Origin of the sequence: Burkholderia sp. WSM2232, from assembly GCF_000472545.1 — a bacterium.
GTDB lineage: Bacteria > Pseudomonadota > Gammaproteobacteria > Burkholderiales > Burkholderiaceae > Paraburkholderia.
Genome location: NZ_AWZV01000026.1, coordinates 78,599 through 103,595, shown reverse-complemented (window position 1 = coordinate 103,595; position 24,997 = coordinate 78,599). Strand labels below are relative to the sequence as shown.

At 63.5% G+C, this 24,997-nt stretch carries 21 protein-coding genes; 18 read left to right on the top strand and 3 right to left on the bottom strand.

Annotated elements, in window-relative coordinates; translation table 11 throughout:
- Positions 1-38: 38 nt before the first annotated feature.
- From F757_RS0122740 to F757_RS0122660, 15 genes are all read left to right on the top strand, one after another.
- A complete protein-coding gene (locus F757_RS0122740; RefSeq protein WP_027213400.1) occupies positions 39-1,130 on the top strand; it encodes a helix-turn-helix domain-containing protein in 1,092 nt (363 codons plus the stop codon).
- An 83-nt stretch (positions 1,131-1,213) separates the two neighbouring features.
- The gene (gene ispG, locus F757_RS0122735; RefSeq protein WP_027213399.1) at positions 1,214-2,530 is read left to right on the top strand and encodes a flavodoxin-dependent (E)-4-hydroxy-3-methylbut-2-enyl-diphosphate synthase; all 1,317 of its coding nucleotides are present in this window, start codon (positions 1,214-1,216) and stop codon (positions 2,528-2,530) included.
- A gap of 18 nt (positions 2,531-2,548) precedes the next feature.
- Complete coding sequence (hisS, locus tag F757_RS0122730; protein ID WP_027213398.1) at positions 2,549-3,889, top strand: histidine--tRNA ligase; 1,341 nt, start codon at positions 2,549-2,551, stop codon at positions 3,887-3,889.
- Positions 3,890-3,967: 78 nt separating this feature from the next.
- Entirely contained in the window at positions 3,968-4,597 is a 630-nt protein-coding gene (locus F757_RS0122725; RefSeq protein WP_027213397.1) for a YfgM family protein, read from the top strand.
- Positions 4,598-4,657: 60 nt separating this feature from the next.
- Complete coding sequence (gene bamB / locus F757_RS0122720; RefSeq protein ID WP_027213396.1) at positions 4,658-5,803, top strand: outer membrane protein assembly factor BamB; 1,146 nt, start codon at positions 4,658-4,660, stop codon at positions 5,801-5,803.
- 623 nt (positions 5,804-6,426) lie between these two features.
- Entirely contained in the window at positions 6,427-7,764 is a 1,338-nt protein-coding gene (der, locus tag F757_RS0122710; RefSeq protein WP_027213394.1) for a ribosome biogenesis GTPase Der, read from the top strand.
- Between the two features lie 154 nt (positions 7,765-7,918).
- A complete protein-coding gene (hfq, locus tag F757_RS0122705; RefSeq protein ID WP_006051315.1) occupies positions 7,919-8,155 on the top strand; it encodes an RNA chaperone Hfq in 237 nt (78 codons plus the stop codon).
- Between the two features lie 70 nt (positions 8,156-8,225).
- The gene (gene hflX, locus F757_RS0122700; RefSeq protein ID WP_013338805.1) at positions 8,226-9,398 is read left to right on the top strand and encodes a GTPase HflX; all 1,173 of its coding nucleotides are present in this window, start codon (positions 8,226-8,228) and stop codon (positions 9,396-9,398) included.
- Positions 9,399-9,467: 69 nt separating this feature from the next.
- A complete protein-coding gene (hflK, locus tag F757_RS0122695; protein WP_027213393.1) occupies positions 9,468-10,856 on the top strand; it encodes an FtsH protease activity modulator HflK in 1,389 nt (462 codons plus the stop codon).
- 12 nt (positions 10,857-10,868) lie between these two features.
- Positions 10,869-11,774 (top strand): protease modulator HflC, encoded by a 906-nt coding sequence (gene hflC / locus F757_RS0122690; protein ID WP_027213392.1) that lies wholly within the window; start codon positions 10,869-10,871, stop codon positions 11,772-11,774.
- Between the two features lie 42 nt (positions 11,775-11,816).
- Positions 11,817-12,008: a DUF2065 domain-containing protein gene (locus tag F757_RS0122685; RefSeq protein WP_027213391.1), complete on the top strand. Its 192-nt coding sequence runs from the start codon at positions 11,817-11,819 to the stop codon at positions 12,006-12,008.
- A 227-nt stretch (positions 12,009-12,235) separates the two neighbouring features.
- The gene (locus tag F757_RS0122680; RefSeq protein ID WP_027213390.1) at positions 12,236-13,387 is read left to right on the top strand and encodes an ATP phosphoribosyltransferase regulatory subunit; all 1,152 of its coding nucleotides are present in this window, start codon (positions 12,236-12,238) and stop codon (positions 13,385-13,387) included.
- Between the two features lie 254 nt (positions 13,388-13,641).
- Positions 13,642-14,988 (top strand): adenylosuccinate synthase, encoded by a 1,347-nt coding sequence (locus tag F757_RS0122670; RefSeq protein WP_027213389.1) that lies wholly within the window; start codon positions 13,642-13,644, stop codon positions 14,986-14,988.
- 3 nt (positions 14,989-14,991) lie between these two features.
- Positions 14,992-15,582: a phosphoribosyltransferase gene (locus F757_RS0122665; protein ID WP_013588876.1), complete on the top strand. Its 591-nt coding sequence runs from the start codon at positions 14,992-14,994 to the stop codon at positions 15,580-15,582.
- Between the two features lie 234 nt (positions 15,583-15,816).
- On the top strand, positions 15,817-17,703 hold the full coding sequence (locus F757_RS0122660) for a potassium transporter Kup (RefSeq protein ID WP_013338812.1): 1,887 nt from the start codon (positions 15,817-15,819) through the stop codon (positions 17,701-17,703).
- A 248-nt stretch (positions 17,704-17,951) separates the two neighbouring features.
- Here F757_RS0122660 and F757_RS0122655 read toward each other — a convergent pair whose 3' ends face one another.
- Positions 17,952-20,297, bottom strand: a complete 2,346-nt coding sequence (locus F757_RS0122655) for a Tex family protein (RefSeq protein ID WP_027213388.1) — start codon at positions 20,295-20,297, stop codon at positions 17,952-17,954.
- A gap of 176 nt (positions 20,298-20,473) precedes the next feature.
- Entirely contained in the window at positions 20,474-20,815 is a 342-nt protein-coding gene (locus tag F757_RS35885; protein ID WP_027213387.1) for a hypothetical protein, read from the bottom strand.
- On the opposite strand from F757_RS35885, the gene F757_RS35360 reads away from it, so the two are divergent.
- The 3 genes from F757_RS35360 (at position 20,697) to F757_RS0122635 (ending at position 24,405) form a co-directional block, all read left to right on the top strand.
- A complete protein-coding gene (locus tag F757_RS35360) occupies positions 20,697-21,635 on the top strand; it encodes a hypothetical protein (protein WP_232221445.1) in 939 nt (312 codons plus the stop codon). The genes F757_RS35885 and F757_RS35360 overlap by 119 nt on opposite strands.
- 207 nt (positions 21,636-21,842) lie before the next feature.
- Positions 21,843-22,061: a DUF465 domain-containing protein gene (locus F757_RS0122640; RefSeq protein ID WP_027213385.1), complete on the top strand. Its 219-nt coding sequence runs from the start codon at positions 21,843-21,845 to the stop codon at positions 22,059-22,061.
- 64 nt (positions 22,062-22,125) lie between these two features.
- Complete coding sequence (locus F757_RS0122635; protein WP_027213384.1) at positions 22,126-24,405, top strand: ATP-dependent DNA helicase; 2,280 nt, start codon at positions 22,126-22,128, stop codon at positions 24,403-24,405.
- Between the two features lie 206 nt (positions 24,406-24,611).
- On the opposite strand, the gene F757_RS36665 is transcribed toward F757_RS0122635, so the two are convergent.
- Entirely contained in the window at positions 24,612-24,875 is a 264-nt protein-coding gene (locus F757_RS36665; RefSeq protein ID WP_084166713.1) for a hypothetical protein, read from the bottom strand.
- Positions 24,876-24,997: the final 122 nt, after the last annotated feature.

Below are 24,997 nucleotides of genomic sequence, written 5' to 3'. Positions count from 1 at the left end.
GCACAAGTGAAAAAAGAATCGACGCGAAAGGATTTGGGATGAGTGAGCCGCAGCACCCGCAGCCGCAGGACACAGACACGAATGAAGGCCGCTCCGCATCTGTCGCGCGGGCGGTGGTGCAGCCTGTGGCGCAGCCGGGCCTGGATTCCCTGGCGGCGGTGGGCGCGCGCTTGACGCAGCTGCGCGAATCGAGGGGCTGGTCGATCGAAGACGTCTCAGCCCGGCTCAAGGTGGCCCCCGGCAAGTTGCGCGCGCTGGAGGCGGGCGACATCAGCCATCTGCCGGACACTACGTTCGCACTCGGTGTGGTGCGCAGCTACGCCAGGATGTTGGGCGCCGATCCCACGCCGTTCACCCAGGTTCTGCGTCGCGAGAAGGGCGTCCCCGCGCCGGATCTGTCGATGCCGGCCTCGTCGGGTAGAGATTTGCCGCGCGGCCGTGTGTCGCTGTCGCTTGGCGGCGGCGCGCAAAAAAGCCGCTCGTGGTTGTGGGGTGTCGCGGCGGTGATCGTCGCGGTCATTGCGCTCGCCATGTGGCACACCAACGGCGGGGATTCGACAGCCTGGCTCGCGCGCCTGAAGGCGAGCGCGAATGGCGGTGCGGGTGACGTGAGCGGCGCATCGGGCGCCGTCGGCGCGGTTGGGCAGGGCCCGGCAGCCGGATCAGAGGCCGCCGCTCAGGATGCTGCATCGGCGTCTGAGACGCAAACCGCGGCACCGGGTGCGGCGTCCGCTACACCCATGCCTGCACCGCTTGCGGCGGGCACGGCGCCGACGTCCGCGCCGCCCGTCACGGCGATGCCGGCGGCACCTGCGACGCCGGCGCCACCTGCTGCGGCGGTCGCGAGTGCGCCTGCAGTGTCGGGTGCGGCACCGGCCGCCGGTTCGGCAATCATTGCGCTGCGCGTCAGCCAGGACAGTTGGTTCAGCGTGCGTGGCAAAGACGGCAAGGAAGTGTTCTCCGGCCTCGTGCGTGCAGGTGATACGAAAGAAGTAACGGGCGAGGCGCCTTTCAAGGTGACCGTGGGCAACAGGGCGGGTCTGGAGTCGATCACGCTCGACGGCGCCCCGGTCGATCCGTCGAAATATGCGGCGGCCAAAGGCAACGTGGCGCGTTTTGCGTTGCCCTGATACAGACGGTGTGCGCCGCGGCCAACCGGACCGCGGCGCTTTTTCAATTCAGGCGCTGCATTTGTGTGGCGCGTGCGGCGTAAATGGGTTTTTCGATGCAATCCGAAGCTCAATCCCAATCCAGTAGCAAGATCGTCTCAAACGAGCCGGTGTTCGGCGGCGAGGCGCCGCGGCGCAAGTCTCATGCAGTGGACGTCCGTTGGGGCGGCCAGCTTGTCACCATCGGCGGCGACGCGCCCGTGCGCGTCCAGTCGATGACGAACACGGACACCGCCGACGCCATCGGCACCGCCATCCAGATCAAGGAGTTGGCTCAGGCCGGTTCGGAACTGGTGCGCATCACGGTGAACACGCCGGAGGCGGCCGCGGCCGTGCCGGCAGTGCGCGATCAGCTCGACCGCATGGGCGTGTCGGTACCGCTCGTCGGCGATTTTCATTACAACGGCCACCTGCTGCTGCGCGACTATCCGGCCTGCGCGGAGGCGTTGTCGAAGTACCGGATCAATCCTGGCAACGTCGGGCACGGCGCGAAGCGCGATACGCAATTCGCGCAGATGATCGAAGCCGCCGTGAAGTACGACAAGCCGGTGCGCATTGGCGTGAACTGGGGCAGTCTCGACCAGGACCTGCTCGCGAAGATGATGGATGAAAACGCCGCGCGCTCCACGCCGTGGGAAGCGCAAAGCGTCATGTACGAAGCGCTGATCCAGTCGGCGATCGGCTCGGCCGAGCGCGCGGTCGAACTTGGCCTTGCGCGCAACAAGATCATTCTGTCGTGCAAGGTGAGCGGCGTGCAGGACCTGATCGCCGTCTACCGCGAACTCGCGCGCCGTTGCGAGTTCGCGCTGCATCTCGGCTTGACCGAAGCGGGCATGGGCTCGAAGGGTATCGTCGCGTCTACGGCTGCGTTGTCGGTGCTCCTGCAGCAGGGCATCGGCGACACGATCCGCATTTCGCTGACTCCGGAACCGGGCGCGCCGCGTACCGGCGAAGTCATCGTCGGCCAGGAAATCCTGCAGACCATGGGACTGCGCTCGTTCACGCCAATGGTGATTGCGTGCCCTGGTTGCGGCCGTACTACGAGCACGTTGTTCCAGGAACTCGCGTCGCAAATTCAGACGTACTTGCGCACGCAAATGCCTGTCTGGCGCGACCAGTATCCTGGCGTCGAAAAAATGCACGTGGCGGTGATGGGTTGCATCGTCAACGGTCCGGGCGAGTCGAAGCAGGCGAACATCGGCATCAGCCTGCCGGGCTCCGGCGAGAATCCGGCCGCGCCAGTGTTTATCGACGGCGAGAAGGTGAAGACGCTGCGCGGCGAGAACATCGCGCAGGAATTCCAGCAAATCGTGAGTGATTACGTCGAGCGCCGCTACGGCCGCGCCGAGGCGCTCAACTAAACATCGGCTATTCAAGAGATGACTGAACAGAAGAAAAAGCTCGACAAGCTGTCCGGCGTGAAGGGCATGAACGACATCCTTCCGCAGGACGCCGGGCTGTGGGACTTTTTCGAGACCACCGTCAAGTCGATGCTGCGTTCGTACGGATACCAGAATATTCGCACGCCTATCGTCGAGCATACGCAGCTGTTTACGCGCGGTATCGGCGAGGTGACCGACATCGTCGAGAAAGAGATGTACAGCTTTACCGACGCGCTGAACGGTGAAAACCTGACCATGCGTCCGGAAAACACGGCGGCAGTGGTGCGCGCGGCGATCGAGCACAACATGCTGTACGACGGCCCGAAGCGCCTGTGGTACATCGGCCCGATGTTCCGTCACGAGCGCCCGCAACGCGGCCGTTATCGCCAGTTCCATCAGGTCGGCGTGGAAGCGCTCGGCTTCGCCGGCCCTGACGCGGACGCCGAAATCATCATGATGTGCCAGCGCCTGTGGGACGATCTCGGGCTCACGGGCATCAAGCTTGAGATCAATTCGCTGGGTCTGGCGCAAGAGCGCGCGGCGCATCGCGTCGAACTGATCGCGTACCTCGAAAAGCACATGGACGTGCTCGACGAAGACGCAAAGCGCCGTCTCTACACGAACCCGCTGCGCGTGCTCGACACGAAGAACCCGGCGCTGCAGGAAGTCGCGCAGAACGCGCCGAAGCTGCTCGATTTCCTCGGCGAGGAATCGCGCGCGCACTTCGAAGGTTTGCAGCGCATTCTGAAGGCCAACAACATTCCGTTCACGATCAATCCGCGTCTGGTTCGCGGTCTCGATTACTACAATCTGACCGTGTTCGAATGGGTGACGGACAAGCTCGGCGCACAGGGCACCGTGGCCGCGGGCGGCCGCTACGATCCGCTGATCGAGCAGCTCGGCGGCAAAGCCACGGCCGCGTGTGGCTGGGCGATGGGCATCGAGCGCATTCTCGAGCTGCTGAAGGAAGAGCAGCTCGTGCCGGAAGACGAAGGTTGCGACGTCTACGTGGTCCACCAGGGCGACGCGGCGCGCGAGCAGGCTTTCATCATTGCGGAGCGGTTGCGTGACACGGGGCTCGACGTGATCCTCCATTGCAGCGCGGACGGTCAGTCGGCCAGTTTCAAATCGCAAATGAAGCGCGCCGACGCGAGCGGCGCCGCGTTCGCGGTCGTGCTCGGCGAAGACGAAATCGCCAACGGCACCGTCGGGGTCAAACCGCTGCGAGATACAAATGCTAACGGTGGTAAAAACGAGCAACACAACGTGCCCGCCGAAGACTTGACCGAATTTCTAATCAATGCGATGGTTGCAACCGCCGAAGACGGCGACGACTGATCGCGATGTCGTCGAGCCGGTTCTTTCCCGATCAGGCTTGACACACACCCGTAGCAAGAAAGAGGAAATCGCCGGGCAATGAGTTACCACGACGAACAAGAATCGATTGAAAGTCTGAAGGCTTGGTGGACGCAGTGGGGTAACGCAACCACGTGGATCGTGCTGGTGGCGCTGGTCGCCGCAGCCGGCTGGAACGGCTGGAATTTCTGGCAGCGGCGTCAGGCCACCGAAGCGGCGGTGCTGTACGACCAGGTGCAGGAGGCCGTGGCGTCGGGCGACAAGGCGAAGATCACGCGCGTCGCCGCCGACATGGAAGACAAGTTCAGCCGCACCGCGTACGCGCAAATGACTGCTCTGGCCGCCGCGAAGGCACTTTACGCCGCTGGCGACGAAGCCGGTGCGAAAGCCCAGTTGCAATGGACCATCGATCACGCGAAGGACGACGAGTTCAAGCAGATCGCCAAGCTGCGCCTCGCTTCGCTGCTGCTCGACGAAAAGGCCTACGACCAGGGGCTCGCTCTGCTCGCTGAGCCGCAGCCGGAAGCGTTCAAGGGCATCGTGGCAAACGGCCGCGGCGACCTGCTCGCCGCTCAAGGCAAGCGTGACGACGCGCGCGCGGCCTACAAGCTCGCGCTCGAGGCGCTGCCGAAGAGCGACACCTCAACGCGCCAGCTGATCCAGTTCAAACTGGACGCGCTGGGCGGCTAAGCGCCGCATGCAACGGCCAACCGGCCTTTCTATAACTTTTCCTGAATGCTTCGTCCACCGATGAATCTGCTGAAACGATACGCTGTGCCCGTTGTCTGTGCGATGACCGTCCTCGCTCTCGCGGCATGCTCATCCACGAAAGACGAGCGCCGCGTGCCGACGCCGCTCACCGAGTTCAAGCCCGTGCTGGACGTGCAGCAAGTGTGGAAGACGAGCGTCGGCAAGGCAGGCCGCTATCTGTTCTCGCCGGTCGCGGTCGGCGACGCGGTGTATGCGGCCGGCGCGAACGGCTCGGTTGCGAAGATCGACGCGCAAACTGGTAAGGACATCTGGCGAGTCAAGCTGCACGACGACATCTCCGCGGGTGTCGGCAGCGACGGCACGTTGACGGCGGTCGGCGGCCTGAAGGGCGACGTCTATGTGCTCGGCGCGGACGGCAAGCAACTGTGGACTGCGAAGGCGCCTGGCGAAATCATCTCGCCGCCGCTCGTAGGCAATGGTCTCGTGGTCGTGCGTACGGTGGACGGGCAGATCGTCGCGTTCAACGCTCAAACGGGCGAGCAGAAGTGGAACTACCGCAACCGCGCTGTGCCGCTCAATCTGCGTGTGTCGTCGGGCATGACGTTCGCGGGCGACGCCGCTGTGCTGGCCGGTTTCCCCGGCGGCGCGTTCTCGGCCATCAATCTGCAGAGCGGCGAGGCTTACTGGCAAACGCCGGTGTCTTACCCGAAAGGCGTGACGGAAGTGGAGCGCATTAACGACGTGACCGGCCCGCCTACACTGGTCGGTTCGGAAACCTGCGCCGTGACGTTCCAGGGCCAGCTGGGCTGTTTCGATGCCAACTCGGGCCGGGCGCTGTGGGAAAAGGCGTTTTCGAGCGCGAGCGGTCTCGCCCAGGACGATCGCGCGGTAGTCGCTGCGGACGACTGGTCGGTCGTGTCCGCGTTCGACGCCAATAACGGCACGCCGCTCTGGAAGAACGACAAGCTCAAGAACCGCGAACTGGGCGTGCCGTTTATTCTCGGTCATGCGGCAGTGCTGGGCGACTATCAGGGCTACGTGCACTTTCTGTCGCGCGACGACGGAACGCTGGTCGCCCGGATGAAGACCGACGGCAGTGCGATTACCGCAGCGCCCGTGCTGGCCGGCGAGACCCTCGTCGTGCAAACACGCGACGGTGACCTGTACGGCTATCGTCCGCGTTAATCGCGTCGCAGCGTGGGCAAGCGTGCAGGCCGGCTTTGCCGGCCGCGCGCTTTTTCGCGGCGCGTAACGTGCAAACGCTCCGCTGTGCGTCCCCGTGCCGTGCAACATGCAGTGCGCCGATGTATTGCCCGTGTAGCGCCGCCAAGCAGTGCCCGCAGACGGCACCGCGCAGCAGGGAAGTAAAGTTCGCCTGATTGGCTGGTCCGGCGAAGTCGTCGGAATGCGGCCGATAACAGAGATCGACACGAGTCGCGGCACCCGCAACGCACCCGGGCGGGACACGCAGGCGCTCAGCAAAAACGGCCCATGCGGCCAAGGCCTGGCCGATGCGATCCGGCGCGGCGCGACGCGGCGCGGCGTCGAATTGCACTGCGCCGCGTAACCGTTGCGTAGTCGTTGCTTAACCGTTGCGCGAGCGGCCACGCAGCAGGACGTGAACCAGGCAGCCTGATGGTGCTGCGCATACAGCCAAATCCCCGTCCGCCTCGGCGCGCATCTGGATAGCGCATCCGGGGCTGGCCGAATTCGTGATAATTTTCGTCAAACGCTGCCGTGTAGCGGCGCAATGGCGTCGCCATGCGGTCGGTCGGTTCCGATCCGCGTTTCACCGTGAACAACATCTGATGAAACCCGTTATTGCCCTCGTCGGGCGCCCCAATGTGGGGAAATCCACGCTCTTCAACCGCCTCACGCGTTCGCGTGACGCGCTCGTTGCCGACCTGCCCGGTCTCACCCGCGATCGCCACTACGGCGAAGGGCGCACCGGCGAGCGGCCCTATCTCGTGGTCGACACGGGCGGTTTCGAGCCGGTCGCGAAAGACGGCATTCTGCACGAGATGGCGCGCCAGACGCGTCAGGCAGTGGAGGAGTCGGACATCGTCGTGTTCATCGTCGACGGTCGCAATGGTCTCGCGCCGCAAGACAAGTCGATTGCCGACTATCTGCGCAAGACCGGCCGCCCGATCTTCCTCGTCGTCAACAAGGCCGAGGGCATGAAGTACAGCGCGGTCGCGGCCGACTTCTACGAACTGGGTCTAGGCGACCCGCGCGCCATTTCGGCGGCGCACGGCGACGGCGTGACCGAGATGATCAACGAGGCGCTCGGCGTCGCGTACGCGGGCCAGCCGGAAGAAAGCGACGAAGACAAGGAGGCGCGCGGCGTGAAGATCGCCATCGTCGGCCGCCCGAACGTCGGCAAGTCGACGTTGATCAACGCGCTCGTCGGCGAAGAACGCGTGATCGCATTCGATATGCCCGGCACCACGCGCGATTCGATCTACGTCGACTTCGAGCGCCAGGGCAAGCCCTACACGTTGATCGACACGGCAGGCCTGCGCCGCCGCGGCAAGGTGTTCGAGGCGATCGAGAAATTCTCGGTGGTGAAAACGCTGCAGTCGATTTCGGACGCCAATGTCGTGATTCTGCTGCTCGACGCGCGTCAGGATATTTCGGAGCAGGACGCGCATATCGCCGGCTTCGTGGTGGAGCAGGGCCGCGCGCTGGTGGTGGGCGTGAACAAGTGGGACGGGCTCGATTCGCATGTGCGCGAGCGCACGAAAGCGGATCTGGAACGCAAACTAAAATTTCTCGACTTCGCCAAATTCCATTTCATTTCCGCTGCGGAAAAGACTGGCATCGGCCCGCTGATGCGTTCTGTCGACGACGCGTACGCGGCGGCCATGTCGAAGCTGCCCACGCCGAAGCTTACGCGTGCGCTGATCGAGGCTGTCGAGTTCCAGCAGCCGCGCCGCCGCGGTCCGGTGCGGCCGAAGCTGCGGTACGCGCACCAGGGCGGCCAGAATCCGCCGATCATCGTGATTCACGGCAACGCGCTCGACGCGATCACCGAAACGTACAAACGCTACCTTGAAAACCGCTTCCGTGAAACTTTCAAGCTGACTGGGACTCCATTGCGAATAGAGTTCAGATCGTCGACGAACCCTTACGCGGACAAAGGCTGAACCCGGGCTGAAACCCGCGTGTGCGTTGGGTTTGGCCGCTTGGGCAGGGGCCCCGCGCGAAAACGAAAATCGGCTATAGTGTAGCGGTTGACGGCGGATACCTTTTTCTTCTGTCGTCAATTTAGTCAACCTGCAAAAAAATACGGAGTTTGCTATGAGCAACAAAGGGCAATTGTTACAAGACCCGTTTTTGAACGCACTGCGTAAAGAGCATGTGCCGGTGTCGATCTACCTGGTCAACGGCATCAAGCTTCAAGGGAACATCGAATCGTTCGACCAGTACGTCGTGTTGCTCCGGAATACAGTCACCCAGATGGTCTACAAGCACGCAATCTCGACTGTCGTGCCAGCCCGTCCGGTGAATTTCCACCCGGATTCCGAACAGTCCTAACCCCGTCGCGGCCGGCGCAACGTCGCCCGTTGGCGATCTTTCCGGCCGCCTCATTTTGATACCCTCCAATTTGATCAATGCAGCGCTTGTCGGCATCGACTTCGGTAAGATCGATTTCGAAGCCAGTCTCGAAGAACTCAGTCTGCTCGCGCAAAGCGCGGGTGCGAATCCTCTAGTCACTCTCACCGGGCGCCGGTCGAGCCCCGACGCGAAAATGTTCGTCGGCAGCGGCAAGGCCGAAGAACTGCGTCTTGCGTGTGAGGCGAACGACATCGAACTCGTCATTTTCAACCACGCTCTTGCGCCTGCGCAGCAGCGCAATCTGGAGCAGGCGCTTAATCGGCGCGTGGTCGACCGCACGAGTCTCATTCTCGATATTTTTGCGCAGCGTGCCCGCAGCCACGAAGGCAAGCTGCAGGTGGAACTCGCGCAACTGCAGTATCTGTCCACGCGGCTGATCCGCGCATGGACTCACCTCGAGCGTCAGAAGGGCGGTATCGGTTTGCGCGGTCCGGGCGAAACACAGCTCGAAACCGACCGCCGGCTGATCGGCGAGCGAATCAAGGCGCTCAAGTCGCGGCTCGACAAGCTGCGCCGCCAGCACGGCACGCAGCGCCGCCAGCGCTCGCGCAATCAGACCATGTCGGTGTCGCTCGTCGGCTATACGAACGCGGGCAAGTCCACGCTCTTCAATGCACTGACAAAAGCGCAGGCATACGCGGCCAATCAGCTGTTCGCCACGCTGGACACCACTTCGCGGCGCGTTTATCTCGGCGACGAAGCGGGGCAGGTGGTCGTGTCCGACACGGTCGGGTTCATTCGCGAATTGCCCCACCAGCTGGTCGCGGCATTTCGCGCCACGCTCGAGGAAACCATTCACGCCGATCTGCTCTTGCATGTCGTGGACGCGTCGAGCGCCGTGCGGCTCGACCAGATCGATCAGGTGAACGAGGTATTGCACGCAATCGGTGCAGACACGATCCGGCAGGTGCTCGTCTTCAACAAGATCGACGCGGTGCCCGAGTTGGCAGCCCGTGGCGAAGCGGTCGAGCGGGACGAGTATGGTAATATTTCGCGCGTCTTTTTGAGCGCGCGCACGGGGCAAGGGTTGGATACATTGCGCGCTGCCATCGCTGAGATCGCTACTGCCGAACCTCTTCCCGACACGCTGCTGGAAGCTTCGGAAGAAGACCGGTCGGCAGCTCCACGCGAGCACCGCAAGGTTCCAGAACTCGGGCACTGACCCATTCTGATTGCACTGACCCGCATTGACCCGCACTGACCCGCTGTCTACTCTGGTGAACGAACACAGGTGAACGATTACAACGAGCGGAGTATCTGGCTGCGCATGCGCGCCATGCTTTCACTGAACGATCCGCGCTGGGGCCGTGGCGACGGCAATGGCGAGCGCCAGCGACCGGTCGAGCCGAAGCGCCCGCAAGCCAAGGAAGGTGAAGGTCCGCCCGATCTCGACGAGATGTGGCGCGATTTCAACCGTCGTTTGAGCCGGATGTTCGGCCGCAAGGGCGGTGGCGTCGGCGGCGGGCGTCCGGACAATGGCCGTGGCGCGCGCATCGGCGTGGGCATCGTGATCGGCGTGCTGATCGCTATCTATCTCGGCAGCGGCGTATTCGTCGTGCAGGACGGCCAGGCCGGCGTGGTCATGCAGTTCGGCAAGTATCGCTACACGGCGGGCCACGGTGTGCACTGGCGCCTGCCATATCCGTTCGAAAATCACGAGCTCGTCAATATCGGCCAGGTTCGCCAGGTTGAAATCGGCCGCAACAACGTGGTGCGTCTCGCGAATGTGAAGGACGCGTCCATGCTCACGCACGACGCAGACATCGTCGACGTGCGCTTTGCCGTGCAGTATCAGGTGCGCAAGCCGACCGACTACCTGTTTCGCAGCGTCGATCCCGATCAGAGCGTGATGCAGGCCGCGCAGGCGGCGGTGCGCGGCATCGTCGGCACGCGCAGCACACAAGAGATTCTTGATCAGGATCGCGAAGCAATCCGGCAGCAGTTGCTCTCGGCCATCCAGAAATCGCTCGATCAGTTCCAGTCCGGCCTCGCCGTCACGGGCGTGACGATTCAGGCGGTGCAGGCGCCCGACCAGGTGCAGAGCGCGTTTAGCGAGGCCGCCAAGGTGCGCCAGGAGAACGAGCGCGCGAAGCGCGACGCAGAGGCTTACGCGGCGGACCTGTTGCCACGTGCGCAAGCCGACGCGGCGCGCCAGATCGACGAGGCGAAAAAGTACAGCGACAAGACGGTCGCACAGGCTCAAGGCGACGCGGACCGCTTCAAGGAAGTGTATGCGCAGTACTCGAAGGCGCCTGCTGTGATTCGCGAGCGCATGTATCTGGAAACCATGCAGCAGATCTATTCGAATACAACCAAGGTGTTCGTGGACAACCGCGGCGGCAACAACGTGCTGTATCTGCCGCTCGACAAGCTCGTCGAGCAGAACCGTCAGCGGGTGGCGGATGCCGCGGCGGCAGCCACGGCGGCCTCCGGCGCAGCCGCGTCCGGCGCGCAGCCAACGAATGCAGCTTCCGCGGCGGGATCGGCCGCTGCCGCCCCGGGCGCCGTTTCCGGGCCGGCTGTAGCAGCCACGCCCGCGAGCCGCGCGGCGGCGAGCAGCGATCCGCTGCGTTCACGCGAGTCCTTCCGCAACCGTATGCGCGAAGACGACGTTCAATAAGGAGCGCACAACATGAACAAGATCATTGCGCTCGTCGTCGCGGTTGTCATCGTGCTGTTCGCAGCATCGTCGATGGTGTTCGTGGTCGACCAACGCCATATGGCAGTGCTGTCGTCCCGCGGCGACACCGCGCCGACGCTGCTCGGGCCGGGATTGCACGTGAAATTGCCCCCGCCGTTGCAAACGGTCACGCTCGTCGATAACCGCATCCAGTCGCTCGACGCGCCCGACGAAGACCGCTACGTCACCGCAGACAAGACCGATTTGCTGGCCAACCCGGTCGTCAAGTACCGCGTGACCGATCCGCTCAAGCTGCTCGCCGAAACGAAGGGCGACGTGCAGAGCCTTCCGGAGCGCCTTGCGCTTGTCGCCCGCAGCGCTCTAGGCGACGCGTTCGGCAAGTACACCCTGTCGGATGCCCTCGCCAAACAGCAGGCGCTCGCCGACGACGCGCGCGGTGCGATGGAAAAAAGCGCGGCCTCGCTCGGCGTCACCGTGGTGGACGTGCAGTTGACGCGGGTCGATTTCCCGGCTTCGATGGCGGACTCGGTTTACAAGCGAATGATTGCGCAACGCGAGCAGATCGCGGCTGACGAACGCGCGAAGGGCGCCGCCGAGGCGGACAAGATCAAGGCGGACGCCGTCGCACAGCAGCAGGCCATTCTCGCGGACGGCTACCGCCAGGCGCAGACCATCAAGGGCGAGGGCGATGCGCAGGCAGCGCAGATCGCCGCGCAGGCGTACGGCAGCGACCCGGAGTTCTATCAGTTTTATCAAAGCATGCAGGCATACCGGAACACCTTCAAGCCGGGCGACGTGATCGTGGTCGATCCAAGCAGCGAGTTCTTCCGCTTCATGCGTAGTCCGACCGGTGGCGCAGCCCCGGACGCTTCCGCGGCCCCGCGCAAACACCAATAACCGGGAACGCCGCGGCATTTGCATCGCGGCGGCTTCTTTCGCATGGATATAGTCGGCTCGTTACTGCTCGCGATCGCGTTGATGCTGATTATCGAGGGGATGTTCCCATTCGTTTTCCCGAGCGCCTGGCGCGACACGTTCCGTAGAATAGCGGAACGGCCCGCGCATCAGATCCGCGTAGGCGGCCTGATCGTGATGCTGCTCGGACTGATTCTGCTGTATTTCGTGACCTGACGCGTTGGGCCGCGGGGGCGCGACTTAGGGCATGGGCCCGAGCGCGGTGCGCTCGCGTGAGGCGCAGTGTGTATCGAGAGGCACTGCGAAATAGCTGGCGATGCGGGCGTGCCGTGGCCGCCATCCGCAGCCGCCTTCCGCCGTCGCCGGAATCAAGCCTTGGCCCGCCATTCACACTCATTACCGGCGCACTCTGCCGCCGTCTTCAACGTCGTAGGACTGTATCGATGTCGACCTGGTTACTTCCCGAGAACATTGCCGACGTGTTGCCGTCGGAGGCCCGCAAGATCGAAGAATTGCGGCGTCGTCTGCTGGACCGTTTCCGCTCGTACGGCTACGAGATGGTTATGCCGCCGCTGCTCGAGTACATCGAGTCGTTGCTGACGGGCAGCGCCGAGGATCTGAGCCTGCGTACATTCAAGCTGGTCGACCAGTTGTCCGGGCGCACCCTCGGGCTGCGCGCCGACATCACGCCGCAGGTCGCGCGGATCGACGCGCACTTGCTGAACCGTCAGGGCGTCACGCGTCTGTGCTACGCCGGCAATGTCGCGCACACGCTGCCGCGAGGTCTGCACGCCACGCGCGAGCAGATTCAGATCGGCGCGGAAATCTACGGTCATGCGGGTCTGGAAGCGGATCTGGAAATCCAGCAATTGATGCTCGACGCGCTCTATCTCGCGGGGCTTGGCAAGGTGCGGCTCGACCTGTGTCACGCGGGCGTGCTAGCGGCGTTGATCGAGGCTGAGCCCGCGCCGCAGGGGCTCGTGCAAGCGCTGTACGACGCGCTAGCCGGCAAGGACGTGCCGAGTCTCGTCGATCTGACCGCCAATTTCACGGCCGTTACTCGCGATGCGTTGCGGGCGCTGCCTTCGCTTTACGGCGACGCCTCGGTGCTCGAGGAAGCACGTGCGCGTTTGCCGAACGCACCGGCCATCGCACGCGCGCTCGACGACCTCGCGTTCCTCGCGAGCCAGGTGGAAAGCGCTGAAGTGATGATCGACCTCGCCGATCTGCGTGGCTACGCGTATCACAGCGGCGTGATGTTCTCCGCGTACGTGGACGGCGTGCCCAACGCGGTTGCACGCGGCGGCCGCTACGACCACGTGGGGCAGTTCTACGGCCGTGCGCGGGCCGCAACCGGGTTCTCGCTGGATCTGCGCGAAGTGGCGCGCATTTCGCCGGTCGAAGCGCGCAGCAGCGCGATTCTCGCGCCTTGGCAACACGACGACGCTTTGCGCGTGAGCGTGGCGGCATTGCGCGATGCCGGCGAAGTCGTCATCCAGGCGCTGCCGGGTCACGAGCACGACGTGGACGAATTTGCCTTCGATCGCGTGTTGGTCGAGCGCAACGGCGCATGGACCGTCGAGCCGCGCGCGTAAGCGTGTAAGCGCGTCAGGCTAGCGCCGCCCGCGGGCTTGCGTGCGCGCGAATCTGCAGGCGCCCGCACTTGTCCTGCATGCGCCTCAATGCGCCGCCGACCCTGGCGCGGTCACTGGCCAGCAGCGGCCAGCACCGGCCGCGCTTTTTTCGCAATACCCACCATAACGTGCATACCGTTGAGCGGAAACGGAAAAATTCCGGAAGCGTCCGCGAACATAGGTAAAATACGTTTTTAACCAGCTTACGAAACAACATGTCTGCCAGCGCAGTGAATGTGAACCCCGGGCGTAACGTCGTCGTCGTGGGAACCCAATGGGGTGATGAAGGCAAGGGCAAGATCGTCGACTGGCTGACGGACCACGCTCAAGGCGTCGTTCGCTTCCAGGGCGGTCACAATGCCGGTCACACGCTTATCATCGGCGGCAAGAAAACCATCTTGCGTCTGATTCCGTCGGGCATCATGCATCCCGGCGTCGCGTGCTACATTGGCAATGGCGTCGTGTTGTCGCCGGAAGCGCTGTTCAAGGAAATCGGCGAGCTCGAAGCCGCGGGCGTCGACGTTCAGAAGCGCCTGTTCATTTCCGAAGCCACCACGCTCATCCTGCCTTATCACATCGCGATCGACCAGGGCCGCGAAGCGCGCCGTGGCGCGGGCAAGATCGGTACCACCGGCCGTGGCATTGGTCCGGCCTACGAAGACAAGGTGGCGCGCCGCGGCTTGCGCGTGCAAGACCTGTTCGAGCCGGCCGCGTTCGCCGAACGTCTGCGCGAAAACCTCGACTATCACAACTTCGTGCTCACGCAGTACCTGGGTGTCGCTGCGGTCGACTTCCAGCAGACGCTCGACACGATGCTCAGCTATGCCGACCGTCTGAAGCCTATGGTTACCGACGTGTCGCGCCGTCTGTACGACGCGAATGCTGCCGGCAGCAATCTGCTGTTCGAAGGCGCGCAAGGCACGCTGCTCGACATCGACCACGGCACCTATCCGTTCGTCACGTCGAGCAACTGCGTGGCGGGCGCGGCAACGGCCGGCGCGGGCGTCGGTCCGCAAAAGCTCAATTACATTCTCGGCATCACCAAGGCGTACTGCACGCGCGTCGGCTCGGGCCCGTTCCCGAGCGAACTGTACGATGCGGACAACGCCGCGCGTCAGGAAGCCATCGGGCTGGAACTTGCAACGGTCGGCAAGGAATTCGGCTCGGTCACCGGTCGTCCGCGCCGCACGGGTTGGCTCGACGTCGCCGCGCTGCGCCGCTCGATCCAGATCAACGGCGTGTCCGGTTTGTGCATGACGAAGCTGGACGTGCTGGACGGTCTCGACGAAGTGAAGCTGTGCGTCGGCTACACGGTCGACGGTAAGCACGTCGATCTCTTGCCGCGTGGCTCCTCCGAAGTTGCGCGCTGCGAGCCGGTGTACGAAACCTTCGCGGGCTGGAAGGAGAGCACCGTCGGCATCAAGGAATGGGACAGGCTGCCGGCGAATGCGCGCGCGTACCTGTCGCGTGTCCAGGAAGTGGCGGGCATTCCGATCGACATGGTGTCCACGGGTCCGGATCGCGACGAGACCATTCTGCTTCGTCATCCGTTCAAGGCTTAAGCGATGGTGCAAGGTGTACCCATGATTGCGATGAAAGATCCGCGCAACGACGACAAGAACCTGTGGGTGGGCTGGGACGAGTATCACCGGCTGATCGAATTGCTGGCTCTCGCGGTGCACGAGTCGGGCTGGAAGTTCGACAAGATCCTGTGCCTCGCGCGCGGCGGTCTGCGCGTGGGCGACCAGCTCTCGCGCATCTACGATCTGCCGCTCGCCATTCTCGCGACGAGTTCCTATCGCGAAGCGGCCGGCACGGAGCAGGGTGAACTGGACATCGCGCAGTACATCACGATGACGCGCGGCGAACTGCACGGCAACGTGCTGCTCGTCGACGATCTGGTCGACTCCGGCGTGACGCTCGCACGCGTCCAGCAGCATCTGAAGGAGCGCTATCCGGCCATCACGGCGGTGCGTTCGGCGGTGCTCTGGTACAAGGGCTGTTCGAAGGTAAAGCCCGATTATCACGTGCAGTATCTGCCTACCAATCCCTGGATTCATCAGCCGTTCGAGGAGTGGGACACGGTTCGCCCGCACAACCTCGGCGCGTGGATCAAGCGCGGCATGGCGCAAGCGCAGGAGTCCTCGGAAAAGTGATGCGCATGCAGCGCGTCCAGAGCGGAGCCCGACGGGGCTCCGTTTTTTTATCCGCGTGCAGTCGCGCAATGACATTGAGCGCGTCGCAATTCGCACAGCAGACGCGCACATATCGCAGTGCTACACTGCGCGGACCATCCACGTGGTGTATCCACAACAAGCCGGGCGGCTTCAGGCAGGCAGTTTAGAATAGCGGTCGTTTTTTCCGCCCAGGAAACGGATTTCCTCGCGTTTATGACAGATAACAATCACGAGCACAAACAGCCCCTGCCTGCGCTTGCGCTGGCCGCGATCGGAGTGGTGTTCGGCGACATCGGCACGAGCCCGCTGTATGCGCTCAAGGAAGCGTTCAGTCCGTCGCACGGTATTGCGCTGACCGAGCAATCCATTCTCGGCGTGATTTCGCTGCTGTTCTGGGCGATCGTCATTGTGGTCGGCATCAAGTACGTGTTGTTCGTGATGCGCGCGGACAATAACGGCGAGGGCGGCGTGCTCGCGCTGATGGCGTTGGCGCTGCGTTCGCTGGATGAAAAATCGAAAATGGCCGGCTTGCTGATGATGCTCGGCATCTTCGGCGCCTGCATGTTTTATGGCGACGCGGTGATTACACCGGCCATATCGGTGATCTCCGCGGTCGAGGGGCTCGAGATCGCGGCGCCTCATCTTTCCCATCTGGTGTTGCCACTCACCATCCTCATTCTCGTGCTGCTGTTCTGGATTCAGCGGCACGGTACCGCGACGGTCGGCCGGCTGTTCGGTCCGATCATGCTGCTGTGGTTTGCGGTGCTCGCCGCGCTCGGGATCTGGCATATCGTGCAATCGCCGAGTGTGATCCGCGCGCTGAATCCCTATTACGCGTACTCCTTCATGGCTGCGCATGTGCTGCAAGCCTACGTCGTGCTGGGTTCGGTCGTGCTGGTGCTCACGGGTGCCGAGGCGCTTTACGCGGACATGGGCCACTTCGGCGCGAAGCCTATCCGCATGGGCTGGTACTGCCTCGTCATGCCTTCGCTCGTGCTGAACTATTTCGGCCAGGGTGCGTTGCTGATGCACGATGCGAAAGCAATCGAGAATCCCTTCTTCCTGCTGGCGCCGCAGTGGGCATTGCTGCCGCTGATCGTACTGTCCACCATCGCGACCGTGATTGCTTCGCAGGCCGTGATATCAGGCGCGTATTCGTTGACGAGCCAGGCGATCCAGCTCGGCTACGTGCCGCGCATGAAGATCCTGCACACGTCGGAGCTGGCCATCGGCCAGATCTATGTGCCGGTGGTGAACTGGATGCTGCTCTTCATCATTCTGTGCATCGTGATTGCGTTCAAGAGTTCAGATAACCTCGCCGCCGCATACGGCATCGCCGTGACGGCGACCATGGTGATCACCACGATCCTCGCCTGCGTCGTGATGGTGAAGGTATGGAACTGGAACAAGATCCTCGTCGCGCTGATCATCGGCGTGTTCATGACGATCGACATCGGCTTCTTCGGCGCGAATCTACTCAAGGTCGAAGAGGGCGGCTGGCTGCCGCTCGGTATTGGCGCGTTGCTGTTCTTCCTGCTGATGACCTGGTTCAAGGGCAGGATGATCGTAAAGGAGCGCACGGCGGCCGACGGTATTCCGCTCATGCCGTTCCTGCAAGGGCTGCTCGCGCATCCGCCGCATCGCGTATCAGGCACCGCCATCTACCTGACGGGCAGCGAATCGCTCGTGCCGGTCAGCTTGCTGCATAACCTCAAGCACAACAAGGTGCTGCATGAGCGCACCATCTTCCTGACCTTCATTACGCGCGACATTCCGTATGTGAACGACGCGGAGCGTTTGACGGTGAGGAATATCGAAGGCGGTCTGTATCTTGTCAAGGCCGCTTACGGCTTTAACGAAACGCCGGACGTGAAGGCCGTGCTGGCTGAAATCAGCCGCACGCACGACATGACGTTCGAGCTGATGGATACGTCGTTCTTCCTCGCCCGCGAAACGGTCGTGCCTACGCAATTGCCCGGCATGTCGGTGTGGCGTGAACGTGTGTTCGCGTGGATGCATCAGAACGCCGCGAAACCAACCGACTTCTTCAGCATTCCCGCCAATCGCGTCGTGGAGCTGGGAACGAAGATCGAAATCTGAGCACGCGCACGTGCGCGCTGTCCGCGTGCGGTCTGCAGCGCGGCGCAGAAGCAAAAAACCCACGCCATGGCGTGGGTTTTTTATTGGATCTCGGACAAAAGCGAAGCGGTTAAACCGACACTTGAAGACAGGCACTTCAAGACAAGCGAGAAGCGCCCAAGGGGAGGAAGGGCACAACGAGAAGCGCCCAACGCGAACCGCACGTTCGGTGACGCACAAGCACTTCGCACACCGAACGCACTCGCTCCTTACTTCTGCTTGAGCTTCGCGAAGGCCGCGGCCATCGCGCCCCCCGGTTCGGGCTCGCGCGAACGCTGCGGCGCGCCGCGTCCGTTGCCGTTCGAGCGCCCAAAGCCGCCGCGATCCTGCTGGACGCCCCCGCCGCTGCGCGCTGCGGCTGCGCCGAACTCGTCGTCCAGACGCATGGTCAGCGCAATGCGTTGCCGCTTTACGTCGACTTCGAGCACCTTGACCTTGACGATCTGCCCGGCCTTGACCACTTCGTGCGGATCTTTGATGAACTTCGTCGACATGGCCGACACGTGCACGAGACCGTCCTGATGCACGCCCACGTCGATGAACGCGCCAAACGCCGCGACGTTCGTCACCACGCCTTCGAGCACCATGCCAGGCGTCAGGTCGCTGACCTTCTCGACGCCTTCGCGGAAGGTTGCGGTTTTGAACTCCGGACGCGGATCGCGGCCCGGTTTTTCGAGCTCGAGCAGAATGTCGCGAACGGTCGGCAGACCGAAACGATCGTCGACGAATTCGGCGGGCGACAGGCCGCGCAGCGCGTCGCGATTGCCGAGCACTTCGCCCACGTGCTTGTTGATCTTGGCGAGCATGCGTTCGACGACCGGATACGCTTCAGGGTGCACCGAGGAGCGGTCGAGCGGATTTTCACCATTGTTGATGCGCAGGAATCCGGCCGCCTGTTCGAACGTCTTGTCGCCAAGACGCGGCACTTTGCGCAGATGCTCGCGCGAAGGGAAGGGGCCGTTCGCATCGCGGTAGTCGACGATGTTGCGCGCCAGGGTCGCATTGAGCCCCGACACGCGCGCGAGCAACGCCACAGACGCAGTATTCGCGTCCACGCCGACTGCGTTCACGCAGTCTTCGACAACCGCGTCGAGCGAGCGCGCCAGTTCGCGCTGGTTCACGTCGTGCTGGTACTGGCCGACGCCGATTGCCTTCGGCTCGATCTTCACCAGCTCCGCGAGCGGATCTTGCAGACGGCGCGCAATCGACACCGCGCCGCGCAGCGACACGTCCATGTCCGGAAACTCCTTAGCTGCGAGTTCAGACGCTGAGTAGACCGAGGCGCCCGCCTCGGACACGACGATCTTCTGCAGCTTGAATTCCGGATGGCGTGCGATCAGCTCGCTCGCGAGCTTGTCCGTTTCGCGTGACGCCGTGCCATTGCCGATGCTGATCAGCTCGGCCTGTGTCTGCGCGCACAGGCGCGCGAGTTTCGCAATCGAGCCGTCCCAGTCGCGGCGAGGCTCGTGCGGGTAGATGGTGTCGGTGGCGAGCACCTTGCCGGTCCGGTCGACAACCGCGACCTTGACGCCCGTGCGCAGACCCGGATCCAGACCGATCACGGCCTTCGGTCCTGCGGGCGCCGCCAGCAACAGGTCTTTCAGATTGCGCGCGAACACGCGAATCGCCTCGTGCTCCGCTTCATCGCGCAGGTTGGTCAGCAATTCGTTTTCGAGGTGCGGCTGCACCTTCACGCGCCAGCACCAGCGGCACACGTCCGAGAGCCATTTGTCGGCCGGACGGTTCTGATTCGCAATGCCGAAATGACGCGCGATCAGCGCCTCGCCCGGATGCGGCACTTGCGCGTCCAGTTCTTCGCCGAGGCCGAGCTTGATCATCAGCACGCCTGCATTGCGGCCGCGGAACAACGCCAGCGCACGATGCGACGGTACGGTGCGGATCGTTTCCGCGTAGTCGTAGTAATCGCGGAATTTTTCTTCTTCCGCGGTTTCCTTGCCCTCGACCACTTTTGACGACACGACGCCCTGATTGAACAGGTAGTCGCGCAGTTTGCCGAGCAGTTCAGCCGTTTCGCCGAACTGTTCCGACAGAATGTCGCGCGCGCCGTCGAGCGCGGCTTTCACGTCGGCGACACCTTTCTCCGCGTTCACATAAGCGGCGGCTTCGGTTTGCGGGTCGAGCAGCGGATTGCCGAGCAACGCGTCGGCGAGCGGCTGCAGGCCCGCTTCGCGCGCAATCTGCGCGCGCGTACGGCGCTTTGGCTTGTACGGGAGATACAGGTCTTCGAGCACCTGCTTGCTGTCGGCGCCCTCGATGGCCGAACGCAGCTCCTCGGTGAGCTTGCCCTGTTCGTCGATGCTGGCGATGATCGCCGCGCGCCGGTCTTCGAGCTCGCGCAGATACAGTAGGCGCTCCTCGAGGTTACGCAACTGCGTGTCGTCGAGATTGTCGGTCACTTCCTTGCGGTAGCGCGCGATGAACGGAACAGTCGCTCCTTCGTCGAGGAGTTGCACCGCTGCCGCGACCTGGCGCGGCTGTACGGACAGTTCGGCGGCGATGCGCTGTACGATCTTGAGTGCTACGGTTTCCGTCATAAGCTGTTGGGTTTCCTGCGGACTCGGTCAAGGGCCGTGCGCCGCGGCGCCTCGCGGCGCCGGGCACGCAGTGCGTGCGGGCTGCGGCCAGATGGCTGGAGCGGGGCATTTTGCCACAAATGCCAAAGGGCTCAACCGCGCCGGGGTGATAGAATTTCGGCCATATCCCGTCGATCCTATTTGACGCTGTCAATCACGTTGCCTATCAAGTTGCCAATCAAGTTGCGATTGTCCTTTTTGTTCAACCGCCAGGGCTTAAGCCCGGTCTTCCGCTCGCCACACTTGCCGCCGTTCGTTGTGCGCTGGCCGTTCGCTTCACGCGCCGCGGGCGGGGCCTGTGCGGACAGAGGCGCGCCCGTGACGGACCGCACATCTTCGGCATCCTGCGCGGCATGGGTAATGGCCGCGATGCTGGCAATGCCGATGGCGGCGTCGGCGCAGTCTTCGGTGCCCGCCGTCAGTCCGTCGGCCGCGCCCGCTGTCACACCTGCTGTCACACCCGCTGTCACACCGGCCATGGCGCCTGTCCTCGCGCCCGCCACTACGCCGGCAAGCGCGGGCCCGCAAGGGGCGGGTTCAGGCGCCCAGAAGGCCGCTCCCGCCGATGCGGCGAGCGCCGCTTCTCTCGACAGCGAATTCGACGCGCGGCAGAAGGTGCTCGATCAGCGTACCGAGGAAAATAACTATCGCTTTGGCGTTGCCGAGCACAACTGTTACAGCACGTTTTTCGTCAATCACTGTCTGAACAAGGCGCACGATCAGATGCGCACAGTGCAGGCGCAGATTCGCAAGGAACAGCTCGCGCTGGACGGCGAAGAGCGCGCCGAGCGCGCCCGCAGGCGTGACGAGCAGGCAGCGCTCAGGCGTGCGCAGGAAGAGGCGAGCGCGCCGCAACGTGCCGCCGAAGACGCGCGCAACGCTCAGGCTTACGAAGAAAAGCAGCGCCAGCACGAGCTCGATCAGGCGCAGCGCAGCGCCGAGGCTCCGCAGCGCAGCGCCAACGCTGCGGCTTACGAGGAAAAGCAGCGTCAGCACGCAATCGATCAGGCACAGCGCGGAATCAGCCCGTCGCAGGCGGCGGCGAATCAGCGGGCTTATGATCAGAAGCAGGGCGACTTCCAGCGCAAACTCGAGCAAGCTCGCCAGCAGGGGGCGCAGAAAGCGCAAGAACGCGTCGAGAAGCAGAAGAGCTTCGAAAAGAAACAGGCCGACGCTGTTCAGCATAAGGCCGAGGTCGAAGCGCGCCAGAAGCAGGCCGCCGAAAAAGCCGAGGCGAAACGTCAGCAGCAGCTTGAGCAGCAGAAACAACAGCAGCAACAGAAACAGCAGCAACAGTGAGCCGCGGCTCCGGTGCAGTCGCGTGGCGCCCAACGGCACACGGCCTTGTGACGGTTCGCGGTTGTAATATCGCGGTAGGCAGGTCGGAGCGACCGTCGGCAGTGCGCAGACGGTCGCCGCAACGCGTTCTGAGCCGGACAGCAACCTCAGGCAATGGGCTGAACATGGCCAACATGCAGCCCGTGCCGCAGTCGAGCGGAGGCGGGCATGCGGGATCAACATCAGGCCATCAACGCGGAAACGCTGCGCGACCGGATTCTGCAACTGGAATCGGAGCACAGTGGGCTCGACCGTTTGATCGACCGAATGTCGGATGAACCCGGCATCGACGACTTCGAGCTGCGGCGCCTGAAAAAGCGCAAGCTCAAAGTCAAGGACACCATCATCTTGCTGCAATTGCAGCTCGAACCGGACGCACGCGCCTGAGTTCGCGGCCTGGCAGGTGCCGGGCGCGCGCCGCGCGAGCCGGACTTTGCAGGAAACGCTTGCCTTGAATTCACCGCTTGAAACCTCACCACGCGCGAATACCGCGGGCGCCACTTCACAGACCGGCACACCCGCGCCGCGTCCTGGCGCGTCCGTGCTGAGCGCATCGCTCAACCCGCGCCGCGCCGCCGAACTCGACGAGATTTTCGCCGACAACGGCCTGCTGGCACGGCAGATCGACGGCTATCGCTCGCGCGCGTCGCAGATCGAAATGTCCCGCGCGGTAGCCGCCGCGATGGAAGCGTCGGGTCGTGCAATGCCCGAGCCCGCGATGTTCGAAGCGCAAAAGCGTCCGGCGCGGCGTCTGCCAACCGCGGGCGCCGACACGCCAGGCGAGGCCGCCGAAGCCGACGAAGCACAGGCGCTCGACGGCGGCGAGAACACGCTGATCGTCGAAGCGGGTACGGGCACCGGCAAGACCTATGCATACCTGGTGCCGGCCATGTTGTGGGGAGGAAAGGTGATCGTGTCTACAGGCACCAAGCACCTGCAGGATCAGCTTTTTCAGCGCGATATTCCGACCGTTCGCGACGCGCTTGCGGTGCCTGTCTCGGTGGCTATGCTGAAGGGTCGTGCAAATTACCTTTGCCACTACTATCTGCAGCGCACGGCCGATAACGGCCGCTTGCCGTCGCGCCAGGAAACCTCGTATCTGCAGGACATCGTGCGCTTTGCGAAGATCACGCGCACCGGCGACAAGGCGGAGCTTGCGAGCGTGCCCGAAACGGCGGCGGTGTGGTCGATGGTCACGTCCACGCGCGAAAACTGTCTCGGCCAGGAGTGTCCGCACTACAAGGACTGCTTCGTGATGCAGGCGCGCCGCGAGGCACAGCAGGCCGACATCGTGGTGGTGAATCACCATCTCTTTTTCGCCGACATCATGTTGCGCGATACCGGCATGGCTGAACTGCTGCCCACCGCCAACACGATCATCTTCGACGAAGCGCATCAGCTTCCCGAGACCGCCACGCTCTTTTTCGGCGAGACGCTTTCTACCGCGCAGTTTCTCGAACTCGCGCGTGATTCGGTGGCCGAGGGTTTGGGCCATGCACGCGACGCGGTCGACTGGGTCAAGCTCGGTTCCACGTTGGAACGCGCCGCGCGCGACGTGCGGCTCGCGTTCAAGGAAGATTCGGTGCGACTGTCGATCGGCCAGTTGCCCGACGACCATCCGTTATTCGCCGCGCTCGAAGCGCTCGAGACCGAGCTGGGCGCGCTCGAGTCGGCGCTCGCGGGGCAGGCCGAGCGCGCCGAGTCGATCGGCGCATGTCTGCGCCGCGCGCGCGAGTTGCAAGCGGTGCTGGCTGGCTGGACCACGCCGCCAACGGAGCTCGAGCGTCAGGCCGCGGATGCGGCTCCCGGCGGCACGACCGAGGGCAAGGGCGAGCGCGCCGACCCCAATGAAAAGGTGCGTTGGATCGAAGTCTTCGCGCATACCGTGCAGTTACACGAGACGCCACTCTCGGTCGCGCCGATTTTCGCGAAGCAGCGTGCCGGCGTGCCCCGCGCGTGGATCTTCACGTCGGCCACCTTGTCGGTGCGTGGCGACTTCACGCACTACGCCGCGCAAATGGGCCTCAACGCGAAACGTTCGATGACCTTGCCGAGCCCGTTCGACTATCCGTCGCAGGGACTGCTGTACGTGCCGCGCAACCTGCCGCAGCCGTCGTCGCCGATGTTCACCGACGCCGTGTTCGACGCTGCGTTGCCAGCAATCGAAGCGTCGGGCGGCGGCGTCTTCATGTTGTGCACGACGTTGCGCGCGGTGGACCGCATCTCGGCGAAACTGCGCGATGTGATCGAGGCGCGCGGCTGGAACTATCCGTTGCTGGTTCAGGGCGATGCAAGCCGCACGGAATTGCTGGATCGCTTCCGTGCCTACGGTAATGCGATTCTCGTAGGCAGTCAGAGCTTCTGGGAAGGTGTCGACGTGCGGGGCGACGCTCTGTCGCTCGTCGTGATCGACAAGCTGCCATTCGCGCCGCCTGATGACCCGGTTCTGTCGGCGCGGCTCGATGCGCTTACCAAGAAAGGTTTGAGCCCGTTTGCGGTCCATCAACTACCGCAGGCCGTCATCACGCTCAAGCAGGGCGCAGGTCGCCTGATTCGCGCGGAAACCGACCGCGGCGTGCTGATGATCTGCGATACGCGTCTTGTCGATAAGCCCTATGGACGCCGGATCTGGCAAAGCCTGCCGCCGTTCAAGCGCACCCGTGAGATCGAAGTGGTGCGCGAGTTCTTTGAAGAGAGCGGCAACGTCGCGCAACAGGCGGGGCTTGACTAGCTGTGAAGGCATCTGCGCGTAGGCGCATCGTTAAACCGGCGCGATAAGTCCGCTGCTACCCGCAGCCGCATAGCAGGCCCACAGAAACGGAGCCGCAAAAGCAAAACGCCACAGACGTGAGTCTGTGGCGTTTTGCTTTACCACTCGGGAAATCGCGGTGACTTCCCGATGCAGTTTTCGCCCAAAGGCGAACCCTACGCGACAGCTTACTGGCTTGCGCCCGAAGCCGGAGCAGCAGCCGAAGCAGCAGCGCCTGCGTCCGAAGCAGCGGTCGTAGCCGAAGCAGCAGCGTCGCTCGCAGCAGCAGCCGCACCCGAAGCAGCAGCAGCCGAATCCGAAGCTGCGGCGGCAGCCGGTGCCGAAGCGGCAGCTGCGTCGCTAGCCGGGGCAGCGGCTTGGTCGTTGCTCTTGTTGCATGCAGCCAGTGCCACAGCTGCCAACAGGGATGCTACGAGGAGGGATTTCTTCATGATCACGTCCTTTTATGGTTAAAGGTAAGCAACAGCGCAAAATAATACCGGTAATGTGCTCCAACACCGACCTGGGCCGCTGGTGGAGACGCTCTTTTGACGAGCAGGAATCTTCCCTACGG